Annotated in this window: 18 protein-coding genes; 7 read left to right on the top strand and 11 right to left on the bottom strand. The window is 70.7% G+C overall.

All coding sequences use genetic code 11. The features are described 5' to 3' along the window. Positions 1 to 360: 360 nt before the first annotated feature. The 5 genes from V1633_RS24875 to V1633_RS24855 form a co-directional block, all read right to left on the bottom strand. Positions 361 to 2,070, bottom strand: a complete 1,710-nt coding sequence (locus tag V1633_RS24875) for a cellulose binding domain-containing protein (protein ID WP_331216795.1) — start codon at positions 2,068 to 2,070, stop codon at positions 361 to 363. An 81-nt stretch (positions 2,071 to 2,151) separates the two neighbouring features. Next, on the bottom strand, positions 2,152 to 3,525 hold the full coding sequence (locus V1633_RS24870) for an endo-1,4-beta-xylanase (protein WP_331216794.1): 1,374 nt from the start codon (positions 3,523 to 3,525) through the stop codon (positions 2,152 to 2,154). 344 nt (positions 3,526 to 3,869) lie between these two features. Beyond that, a complete protein-coding gene (locus V1633_RS24865; protein ID WP_331216793.1) occupies positions 3,870 to 4,145 on the bottom strand; it encodes a DUF3817 domain-containing protein in 276 nt (91 codons plus the stop codon). A gap of 4 nt (positions 4,146 to 4,149) precedes the next feature. Continuing rightward, on the bottom strand, positions 4,150 to 4,635 hold the full coding sequence (locus tag V1633_RS24860) for a DUF2269 family protein (RefSeq protein WP_331216792.1): 486 nt from the start codon (positions 4,633 to 4,635) through the stop codon (positions 4,150 to 4,152). Positions 4,636 to 4,745: 110 nt separating this feature from the next. Continuing rightward, positions 4,746 to 5,408: a DJ-1/PfpI family protein gene (locus V1633_RS24855; RefSeq protein ID WP_407952099.1), complete on the bottom strand. Its 663-nt coding sequence runs from the start codon at positions 5,406 to 5,408 to the stop codon at positions 4,746 to 4,748. Between the two features lie 176 nt (positions 5,409 to 5,584). Here V1633_RS24855 and V1633_RS24850 point away from each other — a divergent pair, with 176 nt between their 5' ends. Next, entirely contained in the window at positions 5,585 to 6,535 is a 951-nt protein-coding gene (locus V1633_RS24850; protein WP_331216791.1) for a GlxA family transcriptional regulator, read from the top strand. Positions 6,536 to 6,596: 61 nt separating this feature from the next. Here the strand turns inward: V1633_RS24850 and V1633_RS24845 are convergent, their stop codons facing one another. After that, positions 6,597 to 8,114, bottom strand: a complete 1,518-nt coding sequence (locus tag V1633_RS24845) for a hypothetical protein (RefSeq protein WP_331216790.1) — start codon at positions 8,112 to 8,114, stop codon at positions 6,597 to 6,599. Then, entirely contained in the window at positions 8,111 to 9,031 is a 921-nt protein-coding gene (locus V1633_RS24840; protein ID WP_331216789.1) for an ATP-binding cassette domain-containing protein, read from the bottom strand. Before V1633_RS24840 ends, V1633_RS24845 begins: the two co-directional genes overlap by 4 nt. A 103-nt stretch (positions 9,032 to 9,134) precedes the next feature. On the opposite strand from V1633_RS24840, the gene V1633_RS24835 reads away from it, so the two are divergent. Further along, complete coding sequence (locus tag V1633_RS24835) at positions 9,135 to 10,463, top strand: sensor histidine kinase (protein ID WP_407952103.1); 1,329 nt, start codon at positions 9,135 to 9,137, stop codon at positions 10,461 to 10,463. Further along, entirely contained in the window at positions 10,454 to 11,104 is a 651-nt protein-coding gene (locus tag V1633_RS24830) for a response regulator transcription factor (RefSeq protein ID WP_331216815.1), read from the top strand. Before V1633_RS24835 ends, V1633_RS24830 begins: the two co-directional genes overlap by 10 nt. A 153-nt stretch (positions 11,105 to 11,257) precedes the next feature. On the opposite strand, the gene V1633_RS24825 is transcribed toward V1633_RS24830, so the two are convergent. Then, positions 11,258 to 12,241 (bottom strand): NAD(P)-dependent alcohol dehydrogenase, encoded by a 984-nt coding sequence (locus V1633_RS24825; RefSeq protein ID WP_331216787.1) that lies wholly within the window; start codon positions 12,239 to 12,241, stop codon positions 11,258 to 11,260. A gap of 114 nt (positions 12,242 to 12,355) precedes the next feature. Between V1633_RS24825 and V1633_RS24820 the strand changes: the two genes are divergently transcribed. Then, positions 12,356 to 13,072, top strand: coding sequence for a TetR/AcrR family transcriptional regulator (locus V1633_RS24820; protein WP_331216786.1), 717 nt, complete (start codon positions 12,356 to 12,358; stop codon positions 13,070 to 13,072). An 82-nt stretch (positions 13,073 to 13,154) separates the two neighbouring features. Here V1633_RS24820 and V1633_RS24815 read toward each other — a convergent pair whose 3' ends face one another. Beyond that, complete coding sequence (locus V1633_RS24815; RefSeq protein ID WP_331216785.1) at positions 13,155 to 13,622, bottom strand: MarR family winged helix-turn-helix transcriptional regulator; 468 nt, start codon at positions 13,620 to 13,622, stop codon at positions 13,155 to 13,157. Positions 13,623 to 13,835: 213 nt separating this feature from the next. On the opposite strand from V1633_RS24815, the gene V1633_RS24810 reads away from it, so the two are divergent. Both V1633_RS24810 and V1633_RS24805 read left to right on the top strand, forming a co-directional pair. Then, positions 13,836 to 14,681: an SDR family oxidoreductase gene (locus V1633_RS24810; protein WP_331216784.1), complete on the top strand. Its 846-nt coding sequence runs from the start codon at positions 13,836 to 13,838 to the stop codon at positions 14,679 to 14,681. A gap of 222 nt (positions 14,682 to 14,903) precedes the next feature. Then, on the top strand, positions 14,904 to 17,204 hold the full coding sequence (locus V1633_RS24805) for a low temperature requirement protein A (protein ID WP_331216783.1): 2,301 nt from the start codon (positions 14,904 to 14,906) through the stop codon (positions 17,202 to 17,204). A gap of 321 nt (positions 17,205 to 17,525) precedes the next feature. On the opposite strand, the gene V1633_RS24800 is transcribed toward V1633_RS24805, so the two are convergent. Both V1633_RS24800 and V1633_RS24795 read right to left on the bottom strand, forming a co-directional pair. Continuing rightward, positions 17,526 to 18,944 (bottom strand): RICIN domain-containing protein, encoded by a 1,419-nt coding sequence (locus V1633_RS24800; protein ID WP_456238644.1) that lies wholly within the window; start codon positions 18,942 to 18,944, stop codon positions 17,526 to 17,528. Between the two features lie 427 nt (positions 18,945 to 19,371). Next, complete coding sequence (locus V1633_RS24795) at positions 19,372 to 20,214, bottom strand: ATP-grasp domain-containing protein (RefSeq protein WP_331216814.1); 843 nt, start codon at positions 20,212 to 20,214, stop codon at positions 19,372 to 19,374. A gap of 27 nt (positions 20,215 to 20,241) precedes the next feature. Here V1633_RS24795 and V1633_RS24790 point away from each other — a divergent pair, with 27 nt between their 5' ends. Further along, on the top strand, positions 20,242 to 21,819 hold the full coding sequence (locus tag V1633_RS24790; protein WP_331216781.1) for an FAD-dependent oxidoreductase: 1,578 nt from the start codon (positions 20,242 to 20,244) through the stop codon (positions 21,817 to 21,819). The last annotated feature ends 79 nt before the right edge of the window (positions 21,820 to 21,898 follow it).

Below are 21,898 nucleotides of genomic sequence, written 5' to 3'. Positions count from 1 at the left end.
CGGTAAGCCAGAGGCGTCGTCGTCCTTGACCATCGACTGTGAGCGATAACATGTCATTCGTCAAGTCGTAATATTCTCGACTCACGGGCGGCCGCCTAGCGCGGCCCCTGGCGCACGGCCGCTCGTCGTCGACTCCCCGCGAGAATCAACCCACCTACCGGCACGGACCCGGACCGGCCACCAGGGACGGTGCTTTGTTTGCGCTAACATCGCAGTCCATCTCGGTGACGCAACGCCTGGGCGGTACCCGCATCCGACCGCGGCAGAACCGGGTCGCCAGCCCTGCCGTGATCGGATCACGCCAGACCAACCTCGCTCTCGCCGGCCGGAGCCGGACCACGCACCCCACCCGGCAAAGACTCAGCCACAGGCGGCGCCGTTGAGGGTGAACCCTCTCGGGGCGGCACTGTTCCCACTGTGGCTGGCTTGGAAGCCGATGGTGGTCGAGCCTCCCGGTGGTATGGAGGCGTTGTGGCTGACGTTCGTCGCGGTGACCTGAGCACTGGTTGGCGAGTACGTGGCGTTCCAGCCGGAGGTGATGGTCTGCCCGGAGGCGAGGGTGAAACTCAGCGACCAGCCGATGATGGCGCTCGTGCCGGTGTTGGTGATGGTGATGTTGTCCACCAGGCCGGTGTTCCACGCGCTGACCGAGTTGGTCACCTGGCAGGTCCCGGTCGGCGGATTGGTCGGCGGGACGGTCGGTGGAGTCGTCGGCGGATTGGTCGGCGGGACGGTCGGGGCGGGGCCGTCGTTGACGGTGAGGGTGGAGATGCTCCGTGCGGGGATGGTGACGGTCGCCTGTCCGTCGCTCACGGTGGCCGGCTGGGTGGCGGCGCCCAGGGTTTGTGAGGTGACGGTGTGTTCGGCGGTCGAGATGCTCTGCGGTGTCTGGATGACGGCGTTGTTGACCGCGTTGTTCGAGCGGTTGAGGATCACCAGCGTGGTCTTGCCCCTGCCCCGGTAGGCGGTGACCTCCAGCGAGGAGGTTCGCGAACTCTTCGAGACGGCGACCCGTCGGTCGCCGGGCCGGACGTACTTCGAGTACTGCGAGAACGCCTGACCGCGCCGGAGGACCGCACCCTTCGTGGTGCCGTACTGGGCGTCGCCGTCGCCGATGAAGGAGTAGAAGCGGCGGCCGTACCACCAGATGTACGCGCTCCAACCGGACTCCATCGACCTGTGCACGGTGCGCATGACGTCGTCGAGGGTTTCGTTCCAGACGGTCGCGTTGCTCGGGTTGCCCCAGATGTTCGAGCCGTTTCCGTCGGCGGCGTGCAGGTTCCACTCGGTCATCCACTGGTTCTTGCCGTACTGGGTCGCGAGCGGGTAGGCGGACAGGTTTCCGCTGTTCTCGGCGTCGTACAGGTGCCCGCCGACGTAGCCGATGTTGTCGCGGGCGGTGGCGTCCTGCAGCGTGGGGTCGGAGTACGCGCGGTTGAACCGCAGTGACTCGCCGACCATCAGCCTGGTGTCCCGGACCTTGGCCCCCTGGTCGCGGACCCAGTCGCGCAACTCGGTGCCGGTCCAGTCCATCGAGTCGTAGTCAGGGTGCCAGTCCGGCTCGTTCTGGACCGAGGTCACGTCGATCGTGACGCCCTGGGTCTTCATGTACTGCACATAACCGTACAGATGGTTGGCGTAGTCGTCGTAGTAGTCGGTCCTGAGCTTGCCGCCGTTGACCCTGCTGTTGCTCGTCTTGAAGTTCGCCGGCGCCGTCCAGGGCGAGGCGAGGATCCTGACGTCGGAGCCGTACGACTTCGCCGTCTGCAGGCTGCTCGCGTACAGGCCCCACTCGCTCGACACTGGCGACACCACGGTCCGGATGATCGACAGACCCAACTGTCCCGGGCCCGTACCGACAAGGGTCTGGGTCTCGCTGGTCGTCCAGGGACTGCCGGAGCCACCGAAGATCGGGGTCGCGGCCCCGAACCCGTCGATCGTCTGGTACGACGAGACGGTGTCCACCGTGATGTCCGGCGTCGCGGCCAACAGCGGCGGGGCGGTCAGGACTCCCGACACGGTGGCCAACGCGGTTGCCGCGGCCACCAACGGAATCTGGAACTTTCTCACGGCTCACCTCAGTGACTCGTGCGGCAGCGGCGTTGCGGGATCGACGGGCAGGGCGGAGACGATCCGCCCTGCCCGTCGGTGTCACCCGGCGGTGCAGGATCTGATCTGCGGTCGGGCGCCGGAGTTGCCGTTCATCATGGTGGTGAAGCCGAACGTGTTGCCGCTGCCGTTGGAGCGCATGGTCAGCACCGTGCCGTTGCTGGCCAGACTGGCGCTGCCGCTCCAGGTGGTGGTGATCTGCTGCGGCGCGGTGACGGCCGCGACCACGGTCCAGGTGGTGGCCCCGCTGACGGTCACCGAGGTGTTGTACCGGTCGCCCCAGACCGTGCCGGGGGTGATCGAGGCGGTACAGCCGCCGCCCGGAGGCGGGGTGGTCGGGTTACCACCGGGTGGCGTGGTCGTGGGGTTGCCGCCGGGCGGGGTGCCGTTGTTCAACGCGGTGAGTACCGCGTCGTACGCGGGCTTCTTCTGGCCGCTGCCGTTGAACAGCAGCGGGCTCTCGCCGGACCGCCACGAGTCCGAGTCACGGATACCCCACACCGTGATGCCCTTGCAGCGGGCCACCGCGAGACAGTCGTTGACGACGTTGCGGTACGCGTCGGACGGCGCGTTGCGGATGTCCAGCTCGGTGATGTGCACGTCGACGCCGAGCGCCGCGAAGCTGGACAGCGTGGTGCGGTAGTTGCTCGGGTAGTTCGAACCGCCGGTGAAGTGCGACTGCAGTCCGACACAGTCGATCGGTACGCCGCGCGACTTGAAGTCCTGGACCATCCGGTAGACGGCCTGGGTCTTCGCGTCGTTCCAGTTGTCGATGTTGTAGTCGTTGTAGCAGAGCTGGGCGTTCGGGTCGGCGGCGTCGGCGGCCCGGAACGCGGCCTCGATCCAGTCGTTTCCGGTGCGCTGCAGGTTCGAGTCGCGCCGGGCGCCGCTGCCACCGTCCGCGAACGCCTCGTTCACCACGTCCCACCAGGCGACCTGGCCCCGGAAGTGGGTGGCGACCTGGGTGACGTGGTTGAGCATGGCCTGCCGCAGCGTGCTGCCGGACATGTTCTGCATCCAGCCGGGCTGCTGGGAGTGCCAGGCGAGGGTGTGCCCGCGTACCTGCATGCCGCGGCTGCGGGCATGCTGCACGATCCGGTCCGCGTTGCCGTAGCTGAACTGGTTCTGCTGCGGCTCGGTCGCGTCGATCTTCATCTCGTTCTCGGGCGTCACCTGGTTGAACTCGCGGTTCAGGATCGTGGTGTACGCGCTGTCGTTGAGCCTGCTCGCGGCGACGGCGGTGCCGAAGTAGCGGCCGCGCTCGGCGGCCGAGGCACCGAGCGTGGTGGCGGCGGCCGCGGAGCCGCCGGTCACCAGCGTGATCGCGGCCAGGACCGCGATGCTGCCCAGTGCGGCCGACAAGGTCGTGGCGATCCTCGTTCTCCGCCGTGGCGGTGTGCCGGGCTTGTTCCTCATCGTTGACTCCTCCACGTCGTGGGGCCGGATGCTGCGGTGTGGCCGGTGTCCGGGGGCACCGGTGGCGGGCTGGGGTCTGTGTTCGGTGAGCGGTGTGACACGGTGGGAACCACCGTCGTGACCGGGCGGGAGGCCGTCGTCGCCACCTCGTCCAGGGCTGGCCTGGCCACGGGGTGGGCAGACCACTGCCTGGCGCGTGCGGTGACACGGGCGGCGCCCAGCAACCGGAGCCCATCGGTTGCCGTCAATGTGAGCGATAACATAACCCCGCCGTCACCTACTCGCAACCCCCGTCACCCGGGCATGGCGTACCGGCATTCCCGCCGCCTCCGCGCCCACCTGGGTCATCGCCACCCACCCGTCGGGACGGCCCGCTGCGCCCAAAGTCGCCGCAGGACGAGCAGTCCACCGATGCCGGGCACCACGGCCAGCGCCCATGCCCGGTCGGCCCGACTCTGCCGGAGGGTGAGCAGGATGACGAACAGGTAGGCACACCCGTGGGTCGGTCCGACCACTGCGGAGACCTGCGGCCAGTGCACGGTGGCCAGATTGGTCAACAGCACCACCAGGGTCGCGAGTTCCGCCCCCGCCGCGATGCGCAGGGCACGCAGAGGATCCACCGCTTCACACCCCCGTCGTGGAACCGGGGCGGACGATCATCAGCACGGTGACCACGGCCCACAACATGTTGAACAACCCCGTGTACGCCGCCAGCCGCGCCGGCCCGCGACCGTCCACCGGGCCGGCGGGTGACGGGCCCGCCGCCCGGTCCGACACCTGGGCGAGCATGCGCGCCTGGCGTGGCAGGACCAGCAGTGTCAGCACGCCGGCGGCGGCCGAGGTCAGCCCGATCGAGGTGATCAGCCACGCGTCGCCCAGCACGCCGAGGCTGTTCGCGGTGGCGAGTCCGAACACCGGCACGACGATCCCGACCGCCGCGTAGACCCGGCAGATCCGGTGCAGAGAGCGGAGCACGGCCACGTCCCGGTCGGTACCGGACTCCGCCACGGCGCGGCGCACCGCGGCGGGAAACATGCTCGCCGCGACGGTGACCGGCCCGATCGCGACAATGGCGGCAAGCACATGGACTGAGAGCAGGAACTTCGTCATCGGCCCGCCCTCGCGCCGCACCGACCGGTGACGCTGGAGCCAGCTCTCCGGGTGGGGGCCGGGGTGGCACCGGCGAGGTCAGGAATTCCGTCGAAAGACATTCCGCCGCCTCAGACGGTGACCGTGGGCACGGATCCGGTGTCCCGCCAGACGGTGCCGCGACGTTCGTGGGCGAACAACCGTTCCACGGCGTGGGCGACGCGCGGGCCCAGCTCCCGCTCCAGCAGGTACAGCCCCAGGTCGAGCCCGGAGGTCACGCTCGACGCCGTGACCAGGTTACCGTCGTCGACCACGCGGGCGTCGACCGCGACGACCCCGGTCGCGGCGAGTGCCGCCAGACCGAGCTGGTTGGTGGTCGCGGTACGGCCACCGATGAGTCCCGCCATCGCCAACACCATCGAGCCCCCGCACACCGTGGCCACCGTGCGGCCGGGACGGTCGAGGGCCTGCTTGAGCAGGCCGGGCAACGGCGTGTCGAGGGTACGGGCAAGGATCGCCGGGATGCTGTCCTCCGGCACGTCACCCGCCCCGTCGGGCAGGGCCCCGACCGCGCCGGGCACGACGACCAGGTCCGCGCGGTCCGGTTCCAGCCGGGCGGTCGCCCGCAACGACAGCAGGCCCAACCCGCTGGGCACCTGACGCGGTCCCTCGGCCGAGACGAGTTCCACCTCCACCCCGCGGTCGGCGAACGCACCACCCGCGGCGAGTACCTCGTACGGCGCTATCACGTCCAGCGGGTCGAACCCGTCGAACAACACGAACTGCGCGAGCAAGCCGATCAGCCTCCCTGGTAGCGGTGCCGCCGACGCTAGCCACGCTGCCCCGCCACCGGAAGCGGCTCGATTGCCACCCTCCAACGGATTCTCGCCAACAGTCTGACCAGTGGACGAAGCGCTACAGCAGGCTCCGCAGCCTTGGCGGTAACCAGGCGATGACGTACGTTGTCGCCATGCACGTCGTGGCTGTGCTGGCCCTGGACACGGTCATCCCGTTCGACCTCTCCACCCCGATCGAGGTGTTCAGCCGCACCCGACTGCCCGACGGGCGCCCCGCCTACCGGGTACGGATCTGCGGTGCCACCCCGACCGTCGACGCGGGCGCGTTCACGCTCCAACCGCCGTGGGGCCTGGACGGTCTGCACGACGCGGACACGATCATCCTGCCCGGCCGCGCCGACCTCGACGCGCCGATCCCGGACGAGGTCCTCGACGCCCTACGGCAGGCCGCGGCCAACGGCACCCGGATCGCCTCGATCTGTGCCGGCGCGTTCACCCTCGCCGCCACCGGCCTGCTCGACGGACTGCGTGCGACAACCCACTGGGTCGCCACCAGCCTGCTCGCCGACCGCTACCCCGCCGTCGACGTCGACCCCGACGTGCTCTACGTGGACAACGGTCAACTACTCACGTCGGCCGGAGCCGCCGCCGGCCTGGACCTGTGCCTGCACCTGATCCGCCACGACCACGGATCCGCGGTGGCCGCCGACGCCGCCCGCCTCTCCGTCATGCCCCTGGAACGCGAAGGGGGCCAGGCCCAGTTCATCGTCCACGACCAGCCGCCCACACCCCGGGGATCCGCCCTCGAACCCGTACTGCGCTGGATGCAGGACAACGCCGGGAAGGACCTCACCCTCGACGACATCGCCGCCCACGCCGGCATGAGCGCCCGCACACTCAACCGCCGTTTCCGGGAACAGACCGGCACCACCCCACTGCAGTGGCTGCTCCGCAGCCGCATCCGCCAGGCCCAGTACCTGCTCGAAGCCACCGACCACCCGGTCGACCGGATCGCCACCCAGGTCGGGTTCGGCTCACCCACCGCCTTCCGCGACCGTTTCAAGCGAATCGTCGGGACCAGCCCCCAGACCTACCGCACCGCTTTCCGGCGGACCCGCCACTGACCACCACCGGAGGCCGCGCGACCGGGACACCGTCTCGACGCCGCCGGCCGTCAGCCGCCCGTCATCGCCTGGCGTGCCGGAGCCCGGTGACGACAACGGCCACGGCGAGCAGGACCGCTCCCGCCCCGGCCACCAGCACCGGCGCCGGGCCACCCCGGACGGCACCCAGGTAGTCCAGGGCCGCCACGTCGTTCAGGACCAGGTACCACAACGGCACGTAGGCGGCCTGGAACAGCCGCTGGGTCCGGCCGACCACACCGAGCGCGAGCGCCAGCGAGGCGACGAACACGGCACCGGCGCCCCAGCCGGCCAGGCCGGCGACGTCGCCGGTCACCAGCATCCGGACCGTTGGACCCGTCCCCACCAGGGCGGCGACGGCGAGCCCGGCCGCCCACTCGGCCAGCAGCCGACGACGTGCCGCCGGGTACGCGCCGAGCAGCACCCCCATGTTGTTCTCCGCCGGCTGCGTGCCCAGCCGCGACCAGATCAGTACCGGCCAGATCCCGGCCACCAGGAGCCCCAGGGCGGGCGACGCCGCCAGCCCCACGAGCACGAGAATCCCGGTGCCGAGCCACCACCAACGGCTCACCCCCTGGACGAGGATGCGCAGTTCGCCGACGAACAGCCGGACCGCCGGGTTGCCTCGCCGGACCGCGGTTCTCGGCAGCCCGGCGTAGACCGCTGCCGGGGCGGGCGGCGGCGTGGGTCCGGCCGGTACCGCGATACCCGGGCGGCGGGCGGTGTCGAACCGGTGGAACCACAACGCCGGCACCGCCGCCACCGCGAGGGCGACGAGCGTCATGCCGACCCGGTCCGCGACCAGGCCGGCGCTCAGGTCCAGTCCCGACCAGTCGAACGTCCGGAGCGGCTGCTCGACGTACATCAGCCCGAGACCGAGTTCGGCGTCCTTCAGTGCGAAACCCTGGGCCGCCAGGTCGGCGCCTACCGAGTCCGCGACGTACCCCACCCCGAGGCCGCCCAGCAGGGCACCCGACATCTGGCTGACGATCGCCAGCACCATCCACACGAAGAACCAGGCGATGTTGCCGATCCCGCCGTTCAACGGACGCACGGTGTCGAACAGCAGGGCGGCCGCCGCGGTGACCGCCAGCACCGGCAGGGTGACGAGCACGAACGGCGCCAGCAGAGCGACCGGGTCCACCGCGCGGGACTCCGCCCGCGCCAACTGCATCACCAGGGCGGTCACCGCGAGCACCCCGGTCATCGACGCCAGCACCAGCAGGTTGCTGCCGAACTTGCCCATCAGGTACGCGAGGCGGCTCACCGGTGTGGCGGCCAGCACCTGGCCGACACCGGTCCGCTCGTCCCGCCTGATCGTGCCCCGTACGACGTAGAAGCCGCCGAACATGAGCCACAGCGCGCCGGCGACCGCGGTCACCGCACCGGTGTAGGCGCTGTCGTAGACGCCCCGGTGCCCGGCCAGGTCCAGGATCACCCAGTGGGCGTCGGCGGCGGGCGCCGCCAGGTAGCCCAGGCCGACGGCGGCGAGCACGATCGCCGCGTACGCCGGGCGGCGTACCCGGTCCCGGAAGTCCGCGAGCGCGAGACCGGCGATCACCGGAACCCACCGGTGGTCTGCCGGGCGGGCGCGCCGGCCGTACGGATGACGGCGAGGTACGCGTCCTCGAGGTCCGGCGGGACGGGCCGCGCGTCCGGCGCGGGTGACACCGGCGCCAGCAGCCGCACCCGTACGCCGGTCGCACCGCGCACGATCCGGCTGACCGTGTACCGTTCCTGGATCCGGCCCGTCTCCGCCGGGTCGACGGTCATCTCCCACACCTGCCCGTCCACGTCCCGCAGCAGCTCTTCGGGCGTGCCCCGGCGCAGCAGGCGGCCGCCCGCGACGATCGCGATGTCGCCGGCCACCGACTCCACGTCGGAGACGATGTGCGTGGAGAGCAGCACGACCCGGTCCGCCGCCAGGTCGCTGAGCAGGTTGCGGAACCGCACCCGCTCCTCCGGGTCGAGGCCGGCGGTCGGCTCGTCGACGATGACCACCTCCGGGTCACCCAGCAGCGCCTGGGCGATGCCGACCCGGCGGAGCATCCCGCCCGAGTATTTCCCCAGCGGTCGTCTGCCCGCCGAGGTCAGGTTGACCAGTTCCAGCAACTCGCCGATCCGGGCGCGGGCGGACCGCGCGGACAGCCCCTTGGCGGCGGCCAGGTACGACAGGAACTCGCGTGCGGTCAGGTTGGGGTAGACCCCGAAGTCCTGCGGCAGGTAGCCGAGGACGCCACGGAGCGCGTCGGGTCTGGCGACGACGTCGGTGCCCGCGTACCGGACGTGTCCCCGGGTCGGCCGGGTGACCGTCGCCGCGACCCGCATCAGCGACGACTTGCCGGCGCCGTTCGGTCCTAGCAGTCCCAGCAGGCCGGGGCCGAGCCGCAGGGTCAGCCCGTCCACGGCGACCTTGCCGCCCCGGTACACCTTCTCGATGTCGAGCAGTTCCAGCATCATGCCGTCTGTCGAATTCACCCTCGCAGCACACCAGCGGGTCCCGCGCCGGGCACTACGGCTGGTCCCCGACTTCGAGGTATGGCTAGGCATACCCGCCCCGGCGGTGCGCCCGGTTACCGTGATGGGCGTGCCCGGTCCACCTCCTCGGACAGCGCTGGCGGCGCTCGCCCAGCGTCGTTTCCTGCTGTCCGGCTGGCCGTGGCGCTCTGCCGGATATGTCCTGACCACCGGGCCGGTCGTACTCGCCGCCGGGCTGCCACTCGTCCTGCTGGCCCTGCCCTGGGTGGTCTTCCTGGCGGCGTTGGCCGACGGCGACCAGCCGTTGGGCGCGCTCGCGGCCCTGCTGGTCCTCGGCGCGGTGCTCGTCCTGGCATTCGGCCCGGCGGTGGCCCTGCCGCTGGCCGCCCTCGAACGGTGGCGGCTGCGCCTGGTCGACACCCGGCCGCTCCGGTCCGGGCACCGCCGGCCGGCCGCTCCCGGACTGTGGCCGTGGCTGCGGACCCGCTACACCGACGCGGCGACCTGGCGGGACCTCGGCTACGCGGTGCTGCTGCTGACCGTCGTGCCGGTACTCCACCTGGTGGCGCTCACCGGGGTGGCGCTGATCGGCATCATGGTCGCCAGCCCGCTGCTGGTCGCCGACGGGCCGGTGTCGTTGGGCCTCGACCAGGCGTCCACGGTCGGTGAGGCGGTGCCGTACGCGGTGACGGGCCTGGTCCTGCTGCCCGCCGTGCCGTACCTGCTCGCCGCCTCCGCCGGCGTGCACGGCGTGCTGGCCCGGCTCCTGCTCGGCGACAGCGCCGGTGACCTGCTCCGGGCCGAGTTGGTGGAGGTCGCCCGGTCCCGGGCCCGGCTGGTCGACGCGTTCGAGGCCGAGCGCCGACGCATCGAGCGTGACCTGCACGACGGGGCGCAGCAGCGGCTGGTCAATCTCACCATCCAGCTCGGGCTCGCCCGGCTGGACATGCCGGCCGGCACCCCGGCGGCGAGCGCCCTGGCCCAGGCCCACGAGCAGGCCAAGCAGCTGATGGCCGAGTTGCGCGAGCTGATCCACGGCATCCGCCCGCAACTGTTGACCGACCGTGGACTGCCAGCTGCGCTCGACGAACTCGCCGACCGCGCCCCGGTTCCGGTCACCGTCCGCGCCGACCTGCCCGACCGGCCGCCGGTGCAGTTGGAGGACATCGTGTACTTCGTGGTCGCCGAGGCGCTCGCCAACGTCGCCAAGCACAGTGCGGCGACGCGCGCCGCGGTGGACGTACACGAGCGGGCCGGCGTCCTCGCGGTGGAGGTGACCGACGACGGCCGCGGCGGCGCGGACCCGTCGCACGGCACCGGCCTGACCGGTCTCGCGGACCGGGTCGCGGTGGCCGACGGTCGGCTGCTGTTGTCCAGTCCGGACGGTGGCCCGACGGTGCTGCGGGTGGAGTTGCCGTGCCCGTGCGGGTAGTGCTCGCCGAGGACGGCGTGCTGCTGAGAGAGGGTCTCGCCGGGTTGCTCGACCGGTTCGGCTTCGAGGTCGTCGCCGCCGTCGGCGACGCCGACGCGCTCGTCGCCGCCGTCGCGGAGAAGCGACCGGACCTGGTGGTCACGGACATCCGGATGCCACCGGGATACACCGACGAGGGGCTGCGCGCGGCGGTACGCCTGCGTCGCGACCACCCCGGGCTCGCCGTCGTCGCGCTCAGCCAGTACGTGGCCCGCAGTTACGCCGCCGACCTGCTCAACTCCGACGGCGGCCGGCGGGTCGGCTATCTGCTGAAGGACCGGATCGCCGACATCGAGGACTTCGTCGAGGCGCTGCGCCACGTCGCCGCCGGCGGCACCGTGATCGACCCGCACGTGGTGCGCCAACTGCTGCACCGCCGACGCGACCCGCTGGCCCAGCTCTCCGCCCGTGAACTCCAGGTGCTGGGGCTGGTCGCGGAGGGCCACTCGAACGCCGAGATCGCCCGCAGACTGGTCGTCTCCGAAGCCGCGATCGGCAAGCACGTGGGCAACATCCTCGCCAAACTCGACCTCCCGCCGACCGAGGACACCAACCGTCGGGTGCTCGCCGTGCTGGCGTACCTGCGAGGCACCGAGGCGTGATCCGGCGGCGCCCAGCCGGATGGCCTCGACCGGGTCGCCGGGCGCCACGTTCTTCCCAGGAAGCCGCTCGCGCCGGCCGGTAGGGCGTGGATCATTGTCGTCGTTGTCGAAGGTGGTGGGCCGGGGCCTGCCCTCGCGTCGAGGGCCGCCGGGTCAGATGGTGATGACCACTTTCGCCCGTGCGTGTTCGCCTTCGAGGTACCGGATGGCCCGGGGCACCTCGTGGAGCGGGTAGGTCCGGTCGATGACCGGGGTGAGGCGGCCGGCCTCGGCGTGGACGCGGAGCGTGTCGAGGTGTTGTCGGCTGGGCGCCGTGGCGAGGGTGACGATGCGGTGCCGGACGAAGGGTGCCGTCAGCCGCCCACGGGCAAGAAGCCAGACCGGTCCGAGGAGACTTCCGCCCCGGTAGACGCCACCGCCGGAGAGCACCAGCGTCCCGGTCGGGGTCAGCGTCCGGCGGAGCGCGGTGAGTGAGCGGTTGCCGACCAGGTCGAGCAGCACGTCGTGGCGGCCGGCGTCGCGGGTGAAGTCGTCGCGGGTGTAGTCGACGACGTGGTCGGCGCCGAGGGAGCGGACCAGGTCGACGTTGCGGGTGCTGCACACTCCGGTCACCGTCGCGCCGAGCACCTTGGCCAGTTGGACGGCGAAGGTGCCGACGCCGCCGGAGGCGCCGTTGACGAGGACGCGGTGGCCGGGCTCGACCTGCCCGACGTCGCACAGTCCCATGAGCGCGGTGACGCCGGCCAGCGGCAGGGCGGCCGCCTGCTGGGGCGTCAGGTTCGCCGGCTGCGGCGCGACCTGGGACTCGGGCACGCACACGTACTCGGCGAACGCGCCGTTGGCGTCACCGAGGTCACCGAAGACGGCGTCTCCCGGGCGTACCTGTCGGACGTGGGTGCCGACGGCCTCGACCCGGCCGGCGAAGTCGCGGCCACGGATCCGCGCTCGGGGCCGTGACCGGCCCATGGCCAACCGCGCCATCCGGGGGTCACCGCGCATGGCATGCCAGTCGTACGCGTTGAGTGCCGCCGCCTCGACCCGGACGAGCACCTCGTCGGCGGCGGGCACCGGGGCGTCGACGTCGACGAGTGTGAGCGTCTCCGGCGGGCCGTACCGGTCCTGGACGATCGCCTTCACTGTTCCTCCCCTCCAGGTGTACGGCGTACACCTCATGTCAACCACGGTAGGTGTACGCCGTACACCTGTCAAGGAGGTTAGGGTTTCCTGCATCGCCGGGAGACGGGGACCGAGATGGTTGAGCAGGCTGAGACGCTGCGCCGGACGCCGCTGAGCAGGGACCGGATCCTGCGCGCCGCCGTCGCGCTCGCCGACGGGGCCGGGATCGAGTCGCTCAGCATGCGCAACCTCGCCCAGGATCTGGGCGTCGTGCCGATGGCCCTCTACAAACACGTGACCAACAAGGACGAACTGCTCGACGGCATGATCGACGTGGTCGTCGGCGAGATCGACCCCCTGGTGCCCGACGCCGACTGGCAGCACGCGGTCCGCGAACGCATCCTCTCGGCGCGGCAGGTGCTGCTGCGTCACCCCTGGGCGCCGCTCGCGATCGAGTCGCGGAACATGGCGACGCCGGCCATCCTCGCCTACCTCGACTCGATGATCGGCACGTTGCGGGCCGGCGGTTTCTCCGCTGACCTCGCCCACCACGTGATGCACGCGATGGGCAGTCGGATCCTGGGCTTCAGCCAGGAACTGTTCGACACCTCCCGGCGGGCCGGACGGTCCGGCGCGACCGACCCGGACCCGCCGACGGCACTACCACCGGAGGTCGCCGCCCGCTTCCCGCACGTCGCGGAGATCGCCATGGCGGCGTCGCATGAGGACGCGTCGGTCCTGGGTCAGGGCTGCGACGACCAGTTCGAGTTCGAGTTCGCGCTGGACCTGCTGCTGGACGGCATCGAGCGGCTGCGACGGCAGGGCTGGACGTCGACGCGCCGACCCCGGTGACAGGGCGAGACGGGGCACGGCGCCCGGCTCGACCTCGACGGCGGCCCGATTCGGGTCGGCCACGGGGTGCGGTACGGCGACCTCAGCCCTCGGTGTCGCGGCCGGCTGCCGGCAGGCTCGCCACACCCCGACGCAACGCGGCCATGAACCCCCGGTAGCCGTCCGGCCCGAGCGTGTCCGACAGGTTCTGCTCGATCACAGCCACGAGGCTGTCGGAGATCTCCATGAAGCGGAGTCCCCGTTCCGTCGGCATGATCAGCTTCGCCCGGCGGTCGGCCGGGTCGGGGGCACGCCGCACGTACCCCAGCCGCTCCAGCTCGTCGAGGATCGCGCCCATCGTCTGCTTGTTGCGGCCAGCCAGCCGGGCCAGTTCGCCGGGACGGGTGCCCTCCGCGTCCAGGTAGGCCAGGACCGCCCCGTGGCGGGGTCGGACGTCCTGGAACCCCTGCTCCGCGGCGCGCGCGAAGATCTCGCGCTGAACCCGCGCGGAGAGTTGGACGGCCAGGATGCCGAGGTCGGGATCCTGCTCCTTACGTGTGCTGCGCCTCATACATTGGTCCAATCATTGGACTGTCACATCTTTGGACTATATCGTCGTCGACGGCACCACCGCCCGGACCCGCATGACAGTAGGGCCGGCCGGCGATCCGACAGCGGGCACCCGCCCGCTCCGGCTCCCACCCGCCGAATCCGGCGGGGCGGCGGACACCGCAGCCGTCGCGGACCCCCGCCAGGCTCACCACCCGTACGACCAAGGAGAACCATGACCATTCTGATAACCGGAGCGACCGGCATGGTGTCGAGCGAGCTGCTCCGGCAGCTCGCCGGCAAGGCCCCGCTGCGCGCGCTCGTTCGGGACCCGTCGCGCTCCCCCGCGCTCGACGGCGTCGACGTCGCCGTCGGCGATCTGGACGACCCCGCCACGCTGGTACCGGCGTTCGACGGAGTGACGACGTTGTGGCTGCTGACGCCGATGGGACCGATCGCGCCGAGTCAGAGCATGAACGCCGTGTGGGCGGCCCGGCAGGCCGGGGTACGACACATCGTCCGGCTCTCCGCGATCGGCGCGGCACACGACGCCCCCACCCGCAACGGCCGGCTGCACGCGCTCTCCGACGCCGAGTTGCAGAACTCGGGTATCGCCTGGACCATCCTGCGGCCGAGCTACTTCATGCAGAACCTGCTCGGGGCCCTGGCCGGGGACCAGCTCCACGGACTCTTCGGCGAGGCCAGGGTCGGCACGGTCGACGTACGGGACATCGCCGCGGCGGCCGCCGAGATTCTCACCGCACCGCACCGACACGAGGGCATGATCTACACGCTCACCGGTCCGGAGAGCATCTCCCTGCACCAGGCGGCGGAGGAGGTCACCCGTGCGCTCGGGCGACCGGCCCGGTACGTACCGCAGAGCCCCGAACAGACGCACGCCGGGCTGCTCAAGCTGGGGCTCGACGATTGGACGGCAGAGGTGCTCACCGAGTACCGGGGCGCGTACGGCTCCGGTTGGGGGGACTTCGTCAACGACCATGTCGCCACGATCGTCGGCCGGCCGCCACGGGGCATCGCCGAATTCATCCGCGATCACCGCGAGCGGCTGCCCAGCGCCTGATCCGGTGGGCCGTCCGGTGGATCCCAACCGGACGGCCCACCGCGCGGCCACTGACCACGACGCCGGCGCGTCCCACCGCCTCCTGACGCCGGAACACACACATCGCTCGTCCCGACCGTCGCCTCCGACTGCGGCGCATAACCGCCCGACGTCTTCCGCCACCGTGGTACGAATAACCGGTAGCACGACCAGCGAGGCGGACGAGCTGTGACGCGGACCAGGGTGGAACAGCTCTTACGGGATCCCCGACAGCCTCGCGAAATCTCATTCCTCGAACTCTTCTTCGACCTCGCCATCATCTTCGCGCTCACCCAACTCTCGCAGCGGCTCCTGCGGGACTTCGACTGGGTGAATTCGCTGCAGACCGGGGTCCTCGTGGCGGCGGTCTGGTGGCTCTGGGTAGGGGCGACCCGTACGACGGACTGGCTCGACCCGGACCACCCCTTCCCGCAGCGGATCATCATCGGGATGATGTTCGCGGGGCTGGTGGCCGCCGCCTCCATACCCGAGGCGTTCGGCAGACACGGCCTCGTATTCGCCGGGGCGAACGTCGCGGCGCACCTCGTGAGACACCTGTCGATCGCCCTGGTGTTGCGGGGCCACCCGGTCGGCAAACGCTCGCTGCACGCGGCGACCTGGTTCGGCGTCACCGCGATTCTGTGGATCACGGGGGCGTTCCTGCCGGCGACCCCACGGCTGGCGCTGTGGTCGGTCGCGCTGGTCCTGGACTACCTGGGCGTCGGGATCGGCTGGCGGCTGCCCGGGTTCCGGCCGATACCCGAGCATCACCTGCGGACAGTGGGTAATCACATCGCGGAGCGTCACCGGCAGGTCTTTGTCATCGCGGTCGGGGAACTGGTCCTGACCAGCGGCATCACCCTCAGCCAGACCCGACTCGGCATTGTCCAGATCGGCGCCTTCGCCCTCGCGTTCGCGATCGCCGGACTGACCGCCTGGGCCTTCTTCCTGCCGCGCGGGCTCGCCCTCGGGGCGCTCCTCGACCGGCGACCGGCATCGGTGGCGGTGCACGCCTCGTACACCCACATGATCATGGTCCTCGGGATCGTCTTCATGGCGATGAGTGCCGAGATACTGATCTCCCGACCACTCGGTGAGACCCGTGCCCAGTGGTCCGTCGCCATCCTGGCCGGGCCCTTCCTCTTCCTCGGTGGACGCGCCCTGTACGCCTGGATCGTGTTCCACCGGGCCGCCTGGCGGGCCCCGGCCGGCATGCTGGTCATCGCGGCCCTCTCCCCCGTCATGCTGCGACTACCGCCGCTCGCCGTGGCCAGCGTCGTCGGTCTGGTGCTGCTCGCCATCGTGCTCAGCTACCGACAGTTGGGCCCCGAGGCGGTCCGGGTGGGAACCCCACTGGAACGACTTCTCCGGAAACGGAAGAACCCCCGGCAACTCTCCTCCTACGAACTCTTCTTCGATCTCGCCATGATCTTCGCCCTGAGCCGGGTGTCGCAGCGGATCGTGAGCGAGCTCAGCCTGGTCAACATCGCGGAATCGATGATCCTCCTGGGCGCCATCTACTGGATCTGGACCGCGACGACGTGGTCGACGGACTGGTTCAACCCGGACGAGCCCCGACTGCAACGCCTCATCATCGGCGTCATGTTCGCCGGGCTGCTGATGGCGTCCGCCGTGCCAACCGCCTTCGGCGAACACGGGCTGCTGTTCGCCGGCCCGTACGTCGCGATCCACATCGTCCGAGGGCTCGTGATCGTCCCGGCGCTGCGGGGTTCGCCGCTGCAGGCCCGCTCGGCACGGGTCCTCATCTGGTTCGCCATCTCGGCCGTCTTCTGGCTGACCGGCGCCTTCCTCCCCGCCCCGGCGCGAATCGCGACATGGGCGGCGGCGCTCCTCATCGACGGCGCGAGTGCCTGGTTCGGCTGGCCGGTGCCGAAGCTGAGCCGCGCGCCACAGGCGCATCTGAGGGTGATCGGCGAGCACGTCGCGGAGCGGTACCGTCAGGTCTACATCATCTCCCTGGGCGCGCTGGTCCTGCTCAGCGGCCTGGCCTACGGCAGCACCGGCTTCGACTACCTCCGCACGCTCGCCTTCATCCTCGCCTTCACCCAGGCGACGCTGATGCTGTGGAACTACTTCCTGCCGTCCGAGCAGGATCTCGGGACCGTGGTCAACACGACCGCACCGAAGTACGCGGTCGCCGCCGCGTACTGCCACGGGATCATGATCGCCGGAACGGTTGTCGCGGCGGCCGGCGCCGAGATGTACATCCGCCGGCCGCTGGGGCTGGTGGACGCGGCACTGTCGCTGGTCATCGTCGGCGGGTTGGCCCTGTACATCGTCGGGCGCACCCTGTTCGGCATCGTGATGTACCGGGTCCACCGAGCGTGGCGCGGCCCCGTGGCGCTGCTCGTCCTCGCCGGCATCACGCCGGTGCTGCTGATGGCGCCGCCCCTGGTGGCGGCGATCGCCACCACCGTCGTCGGGCTCTGCCTCACCCTCAGCTTCCGGGGGACCAGCGCCACCGAACCGCAGAAGCGAAGCTGAGCCCACGGGTCGTGACCACGGCAGTCCACCTCCTGGACACCTGCATCGTGGCCCTGCCGCCCGGGGCGCAGGTCGTCGTTCGACTCCGACGCCGGCGGCCGGGACAGGTGGCCGACGCCGACCGGGCCGACGTGCACCGCCGTCTCCGCCGCCAACGACCAGATGGCGCTCGGCCCGCTACGCGCCTTCCAGGAGCGGGACGCCCGGGTGCCGGACGACGTCAGCGGCGTCGTCCGGTCACTGGCCAGGTCGGTCGGCGGCAGGCTGCCGGGCACCCGTCCTACCGGACCCACGATCGGCGGCGGGCGCTCGGCGGTACGGTCAGGACTGGGTACGGCTCCACTGCTGGTTGGTGCCGCTGGTGCAGGCGTACTGCTGGATGTCCGTGCCGTCGCCGGTGCCCGAGCTGACCACGTCCAGGCACTTGCCGCTGTGCCGGGCCCGCAGCTGGAAGTAGCTGCCCGTGGCCGCCCACTGCCACTGCTGGTTGGTGCCACCGCCGCAGGTGTACTGGATGACGTTCGCCCCGTCGGCCGTCGAGGCGGAGGCGACGTCGAGACACTTGCCGCTGTTCTGGTTGACCAGGCGGACGTATCCGCCGCCGGCGTCCTGGAACTCCCACTTCTGGTTTCCGCCGCCGTTCCAGGCGTACTGCTTGACCTCGGCGCTGTTGGCGGTGGAGCTGCTGACCACGTCCATCACCCGGCCGCTGTGCCGGGCGGTGACGCGGTGGTAGGTGGGCGAGGTGCCGGTGACGGTGCCGGTGGCGGCGTCGATGGTGATCGACGGGTACCAGGTCAGGCTCATGCTGGTGGCCGACGGGAAGGTGATCGGCAGCCAGACGTACTGCGAGTCGCCGACCGGGCCGCTCCAGGCGCCGGCCCAGCGGTCGCCCATGTACAGGTAGCTGGTCGTGGAGCTGCCCTGGATCGGCAGTACGAACGTCGGTTGGGAGTTGAACGTCGTCGAGTTGCCGACGTTGGTCCAGCCGCTCCACGGGCCGGAGATACTCGACGCGGTGGCGTACCTCGCCTGGTTCGGGTTCCAGCCCGTCGCCGCCGAGGTCAGCAGGAAGTAGGTGCTGCCGCGTTTGAACATCGCGGGGGCCTCGCGGTGGGCGTCGTTCCAGAAGTTGCCCACGAGGCTGGCCACGTTGAGGTAGTCGGACGTCAGCCGGTAGATGTGCAGGTCGTAGTTCTCGTCGGCGGCCGAGATCATGTACGCGGTGCCGTTGTCGTTGTAGAGCGTGATGTCCCGCGACATGTGCTGCCCGAGCGGTCGGAAGCTGCCGTGGTACGTGTAGGTGCCGTCCACGGTCGCCGACGACGCGACGGCCGCTCTCGCCTCGCTGTAGTTCGACCCGTTCTCCTTGTGCATCCACATCACGTACCGGCCGGTGCTCGCGTTGTAGATGACCTTGGGCCGCTCGATGTTGGAGACCTGGAGCTCGGCGGCGGACGACTGGGTGAGCACGTCGTTGCGGAACTCCCAGTTGCGCAGGTCGGTGGAGCGGTAGACGGACACCGCCCGGAACGTGTTGTCCGGGTTGCGGTTCTCGCCGAACCAGTAGTAGTAGGTGCCGACCTTGAGCACACCGCCGCCGTGGGCGTGCAGCACGTTGCCGCTGGTGTCGGTGAACTGGGTGCCGTTGGTGATGGTGACCGGCGCCGCCGCGGCGGGAGCGGCGGCCACGGCGGTGGTCAGCACGACCGCTATCGCGGTCACGGTGAGCGCCGCCACCAGCCGGTGGAGCCGTTTGTCGCTTCTCACTGCGAGGTCCTTTCCTGGTACGGACGGAAGCCGTCGCGGCGTCGTACCGGAAACGGCCTGGTGCGGTGGTGGCAGGCTGCCGACGGGCGACGGTTCGCTGGGTGACACCTTGGTGGTCGACCACGACCCGGGGCGCCGCAGTTCGAGCCAACTCATTCATGAACGTACATATGCGGACGTCAAAGGGGTAGTGTTCGCCGCCGCGGGTGAGCGCCGCGCCGACAGACCCCGGACGACCGGTTCGGACCCCCGGTGACCACGCGGTGGGTGGGACGGCGCTCTCCGTCGAGCGGGAGCGAAACGATCATCGAGTTCCCGGACCTGGCCACCGTCGACCGCCGAGGGCGGAGGGCGGCCACCCGGGTTGACGAGGTGCCGGCCGGCTGGTCGGTTCCGGTCAGCCGGCCCGCAGGGCGGCGATCATCGTCTCGGGCTCGACGGTGGCCGGCCGGTCGCTGACCTGTCCGTCGCCGAGTTCGACAACCCGCCAGACACCGTCAGTACGCAGTGCGAGGTCCACGGTCACGAACGGCAGGCCCAGGCCGGCGACCAGAGGTGCGACCGGGCCGAGGTCGACCCCGGTGGGCGGGGATTCGTGCGGGGTGTCCGGATGGGGGCCGACCAGGACACACACCCCGTCGACCCACCAGGTACGTACCTCGGCGGTGGTGAACGACTCGAAGCGGCGCAGTACGAACCCGCCGACGAAGTCGTCCTCACGTCTCCGCAGAAACTCGCTCGCCACCTTCCAGGCAGCCGCGCCGTCGTCGAGTTCGGGGATGAACACCGCCTCGTGCCAGTGGTGCTTCATCGACTTCGTGTAGTCCCGCAGTACCGCTGGCCCCGGACCCAGCTCGGCGCGTACCCGGTCGAAGTCCACCTGGTCCGCACCCGTGGTCCACACCGACACCGGTGTCACCGTGGCCAGGGCGGAATACCAGCCGGGCAGCTCATGGGCCCGCCGGTACTGCTCACCGTCGGTTCTCAACCGCACCCCGCGCCCGGCGAGCACCTCGGCGAACGCGGCGTACCGTTCGCTGCGCAACATCCAGCCTCGGTAGACGGCCGGGCCGCTGCCGGAGACCGAGGCGACCGCCCGTTCCAGTTCATCGGCTCGGGCCAGCGCGTCGTGGTCGACCACCGACACGTCGAGCCCGGCGTCGCGAGCGGCTCGCGCCTCCGCCGCGAAATGCTCGTCGGGGCGGCGTGGGCGGAGCGGGTCCGCGGGAACCAACAGCATCACGGCCACATCCTGCCGCACACCACGGTGCGGCCCGAAACCGTCGCCTGGGCCGCTGCCCCGTCCGCGGCCACTCGCCTGACCGACCCGCCGTCCCACGACCGGCTCTGGGCGCGAAGCCCGGTCCAATATCGCCGAGAAGGCATGCTATGTCCTGATATTTTGGCAGCGCGTCATGCCGTCACCCGTCAGAGGAGCCGATTGATGTCTTCCACCGAGAACTTCGACATCCTCATCATCGGCAGCGGTGAGGCCGGCAAGTACCTCGCCTGGACGATGGCGGGCGAGGGCCGTCGCACGGCCGTCGTCGAGCGTGAGTTGATCGGCGGCGCCTGCCCGAACATCGCGTGTCTGCCGAGCAAGAACATCATCCACTCGGCGAAAGTCCGTCACTTCACGACCCGTGCGGCCGAGTTCGGGGTCGACCTCGGGTCGGCGGTGACCAACATGAAGGGCGTACAGGCGAGGAAGCGGGCGATGGTCGACGGCCTGCGCCAGCTTCACCTGGACCGCTATTGGGCCAGCGGCGCCGAACTGATCATGGGCGAGGCGCGCTTCGTCAGTGCGAGAACCGTCGATGTCAGGCTGGTTGGCGGCGGTACCCGCCGCATCAGCGGCGAGCGGGTCTTCCTCAACATGGGTACGCACGCCAGAGTGCCGGACGTGCCCGGGCTTGTCGCCGCCCGGCCGATGACCCACGTCGAGCTGCTCGACCTCGACCGCCTGCCGGAACATCTGATTGTCGTCGGTGGCGGCTATGTCGGGCTGGAACTGGCGCAGGCCATGCGCCGCTTCGGCGCGAGGGTGACGGTGATCGAGCACGGACCGCAGTTGGCCGGCAGCGAGGACCCGGACGTGGGGGCGGCGATCCTGGACCTCTTCCGCGACGACGGCATCACCGTCCAGGTCGGAAGCGACGTACGGCGCGTCGAGGGAACCTCCGGCGACCGGGTACGGGTCGTCACCGGGGGGCAGGACGGTGAAGGCACCGCCGAAGGGACCGACCTGCTGGTCGCCACCGGCCGTACGCCGGATACGAGCGACGTCGGCCTGGAGCTGGCCGGGGTGGAGCTCGACAAGGCGGGCTACATCGTCGTCGACGAGCACCTGGCCACCACGGCCGCCAACGTCTGGGCCATGGGCGAGTGTGCGGGCAGTCCACAGTTCACCCACGCGTCCTTCGACGACTTCCAGGTGGTCCACGACAATCTGCGGGGAGGCAGCAGCACCACCACGGGCCGCCTGCTCGCCTACTGCATGTTCACCGATCCGGAACTGGCGCGCGTCGGCATGAACGAGTCCGAGGCCCGACGCCGTGGCATCCGGTACCGCCTGCTCACCATGCCGATGGCCGCCGTTCTGCGGACGAGAACGCTGTCGGAGCCACGCGGATTCATGAAGATGTTGGTCGCGGCGGACAGCGACCACATCCTCGGGTTCACCGTCTTCGGCGCCGAGGCCAGCGAGCCGATGGCCGTGGTACAGACGGCGATGGTGGGCGGCCTGCCGTACACCGAGCTGCGCCGCGCGATCTTCGCCCATCCGACGACGTCCGAAGGGCTCACCTTTCTCCTGAGGAACACTCCGACCCCGCCGACCGGCTAAGGGTCTGTCCGCCGATCACGAGCCGGCGGGCCGGTCATGGCATGCCCCGGTCGCGGGCCGCCCCGAGGATCGCCCGCCG

It is taken from the genome of Plantactinospora sonchi (genome assembly GCF_036422035.1).
Classification (GTDB): Bacteria; Actinomycetota; Actinomycetes; order Mycobacteriales; family Micromonosporaceae; genus Plantactinospora; species Plantactinospora sonchi.
Note: the sequence above shows the minus strand (reverse complement) of the source record. Positions and strands in the feature narration are given on the sequence as shown.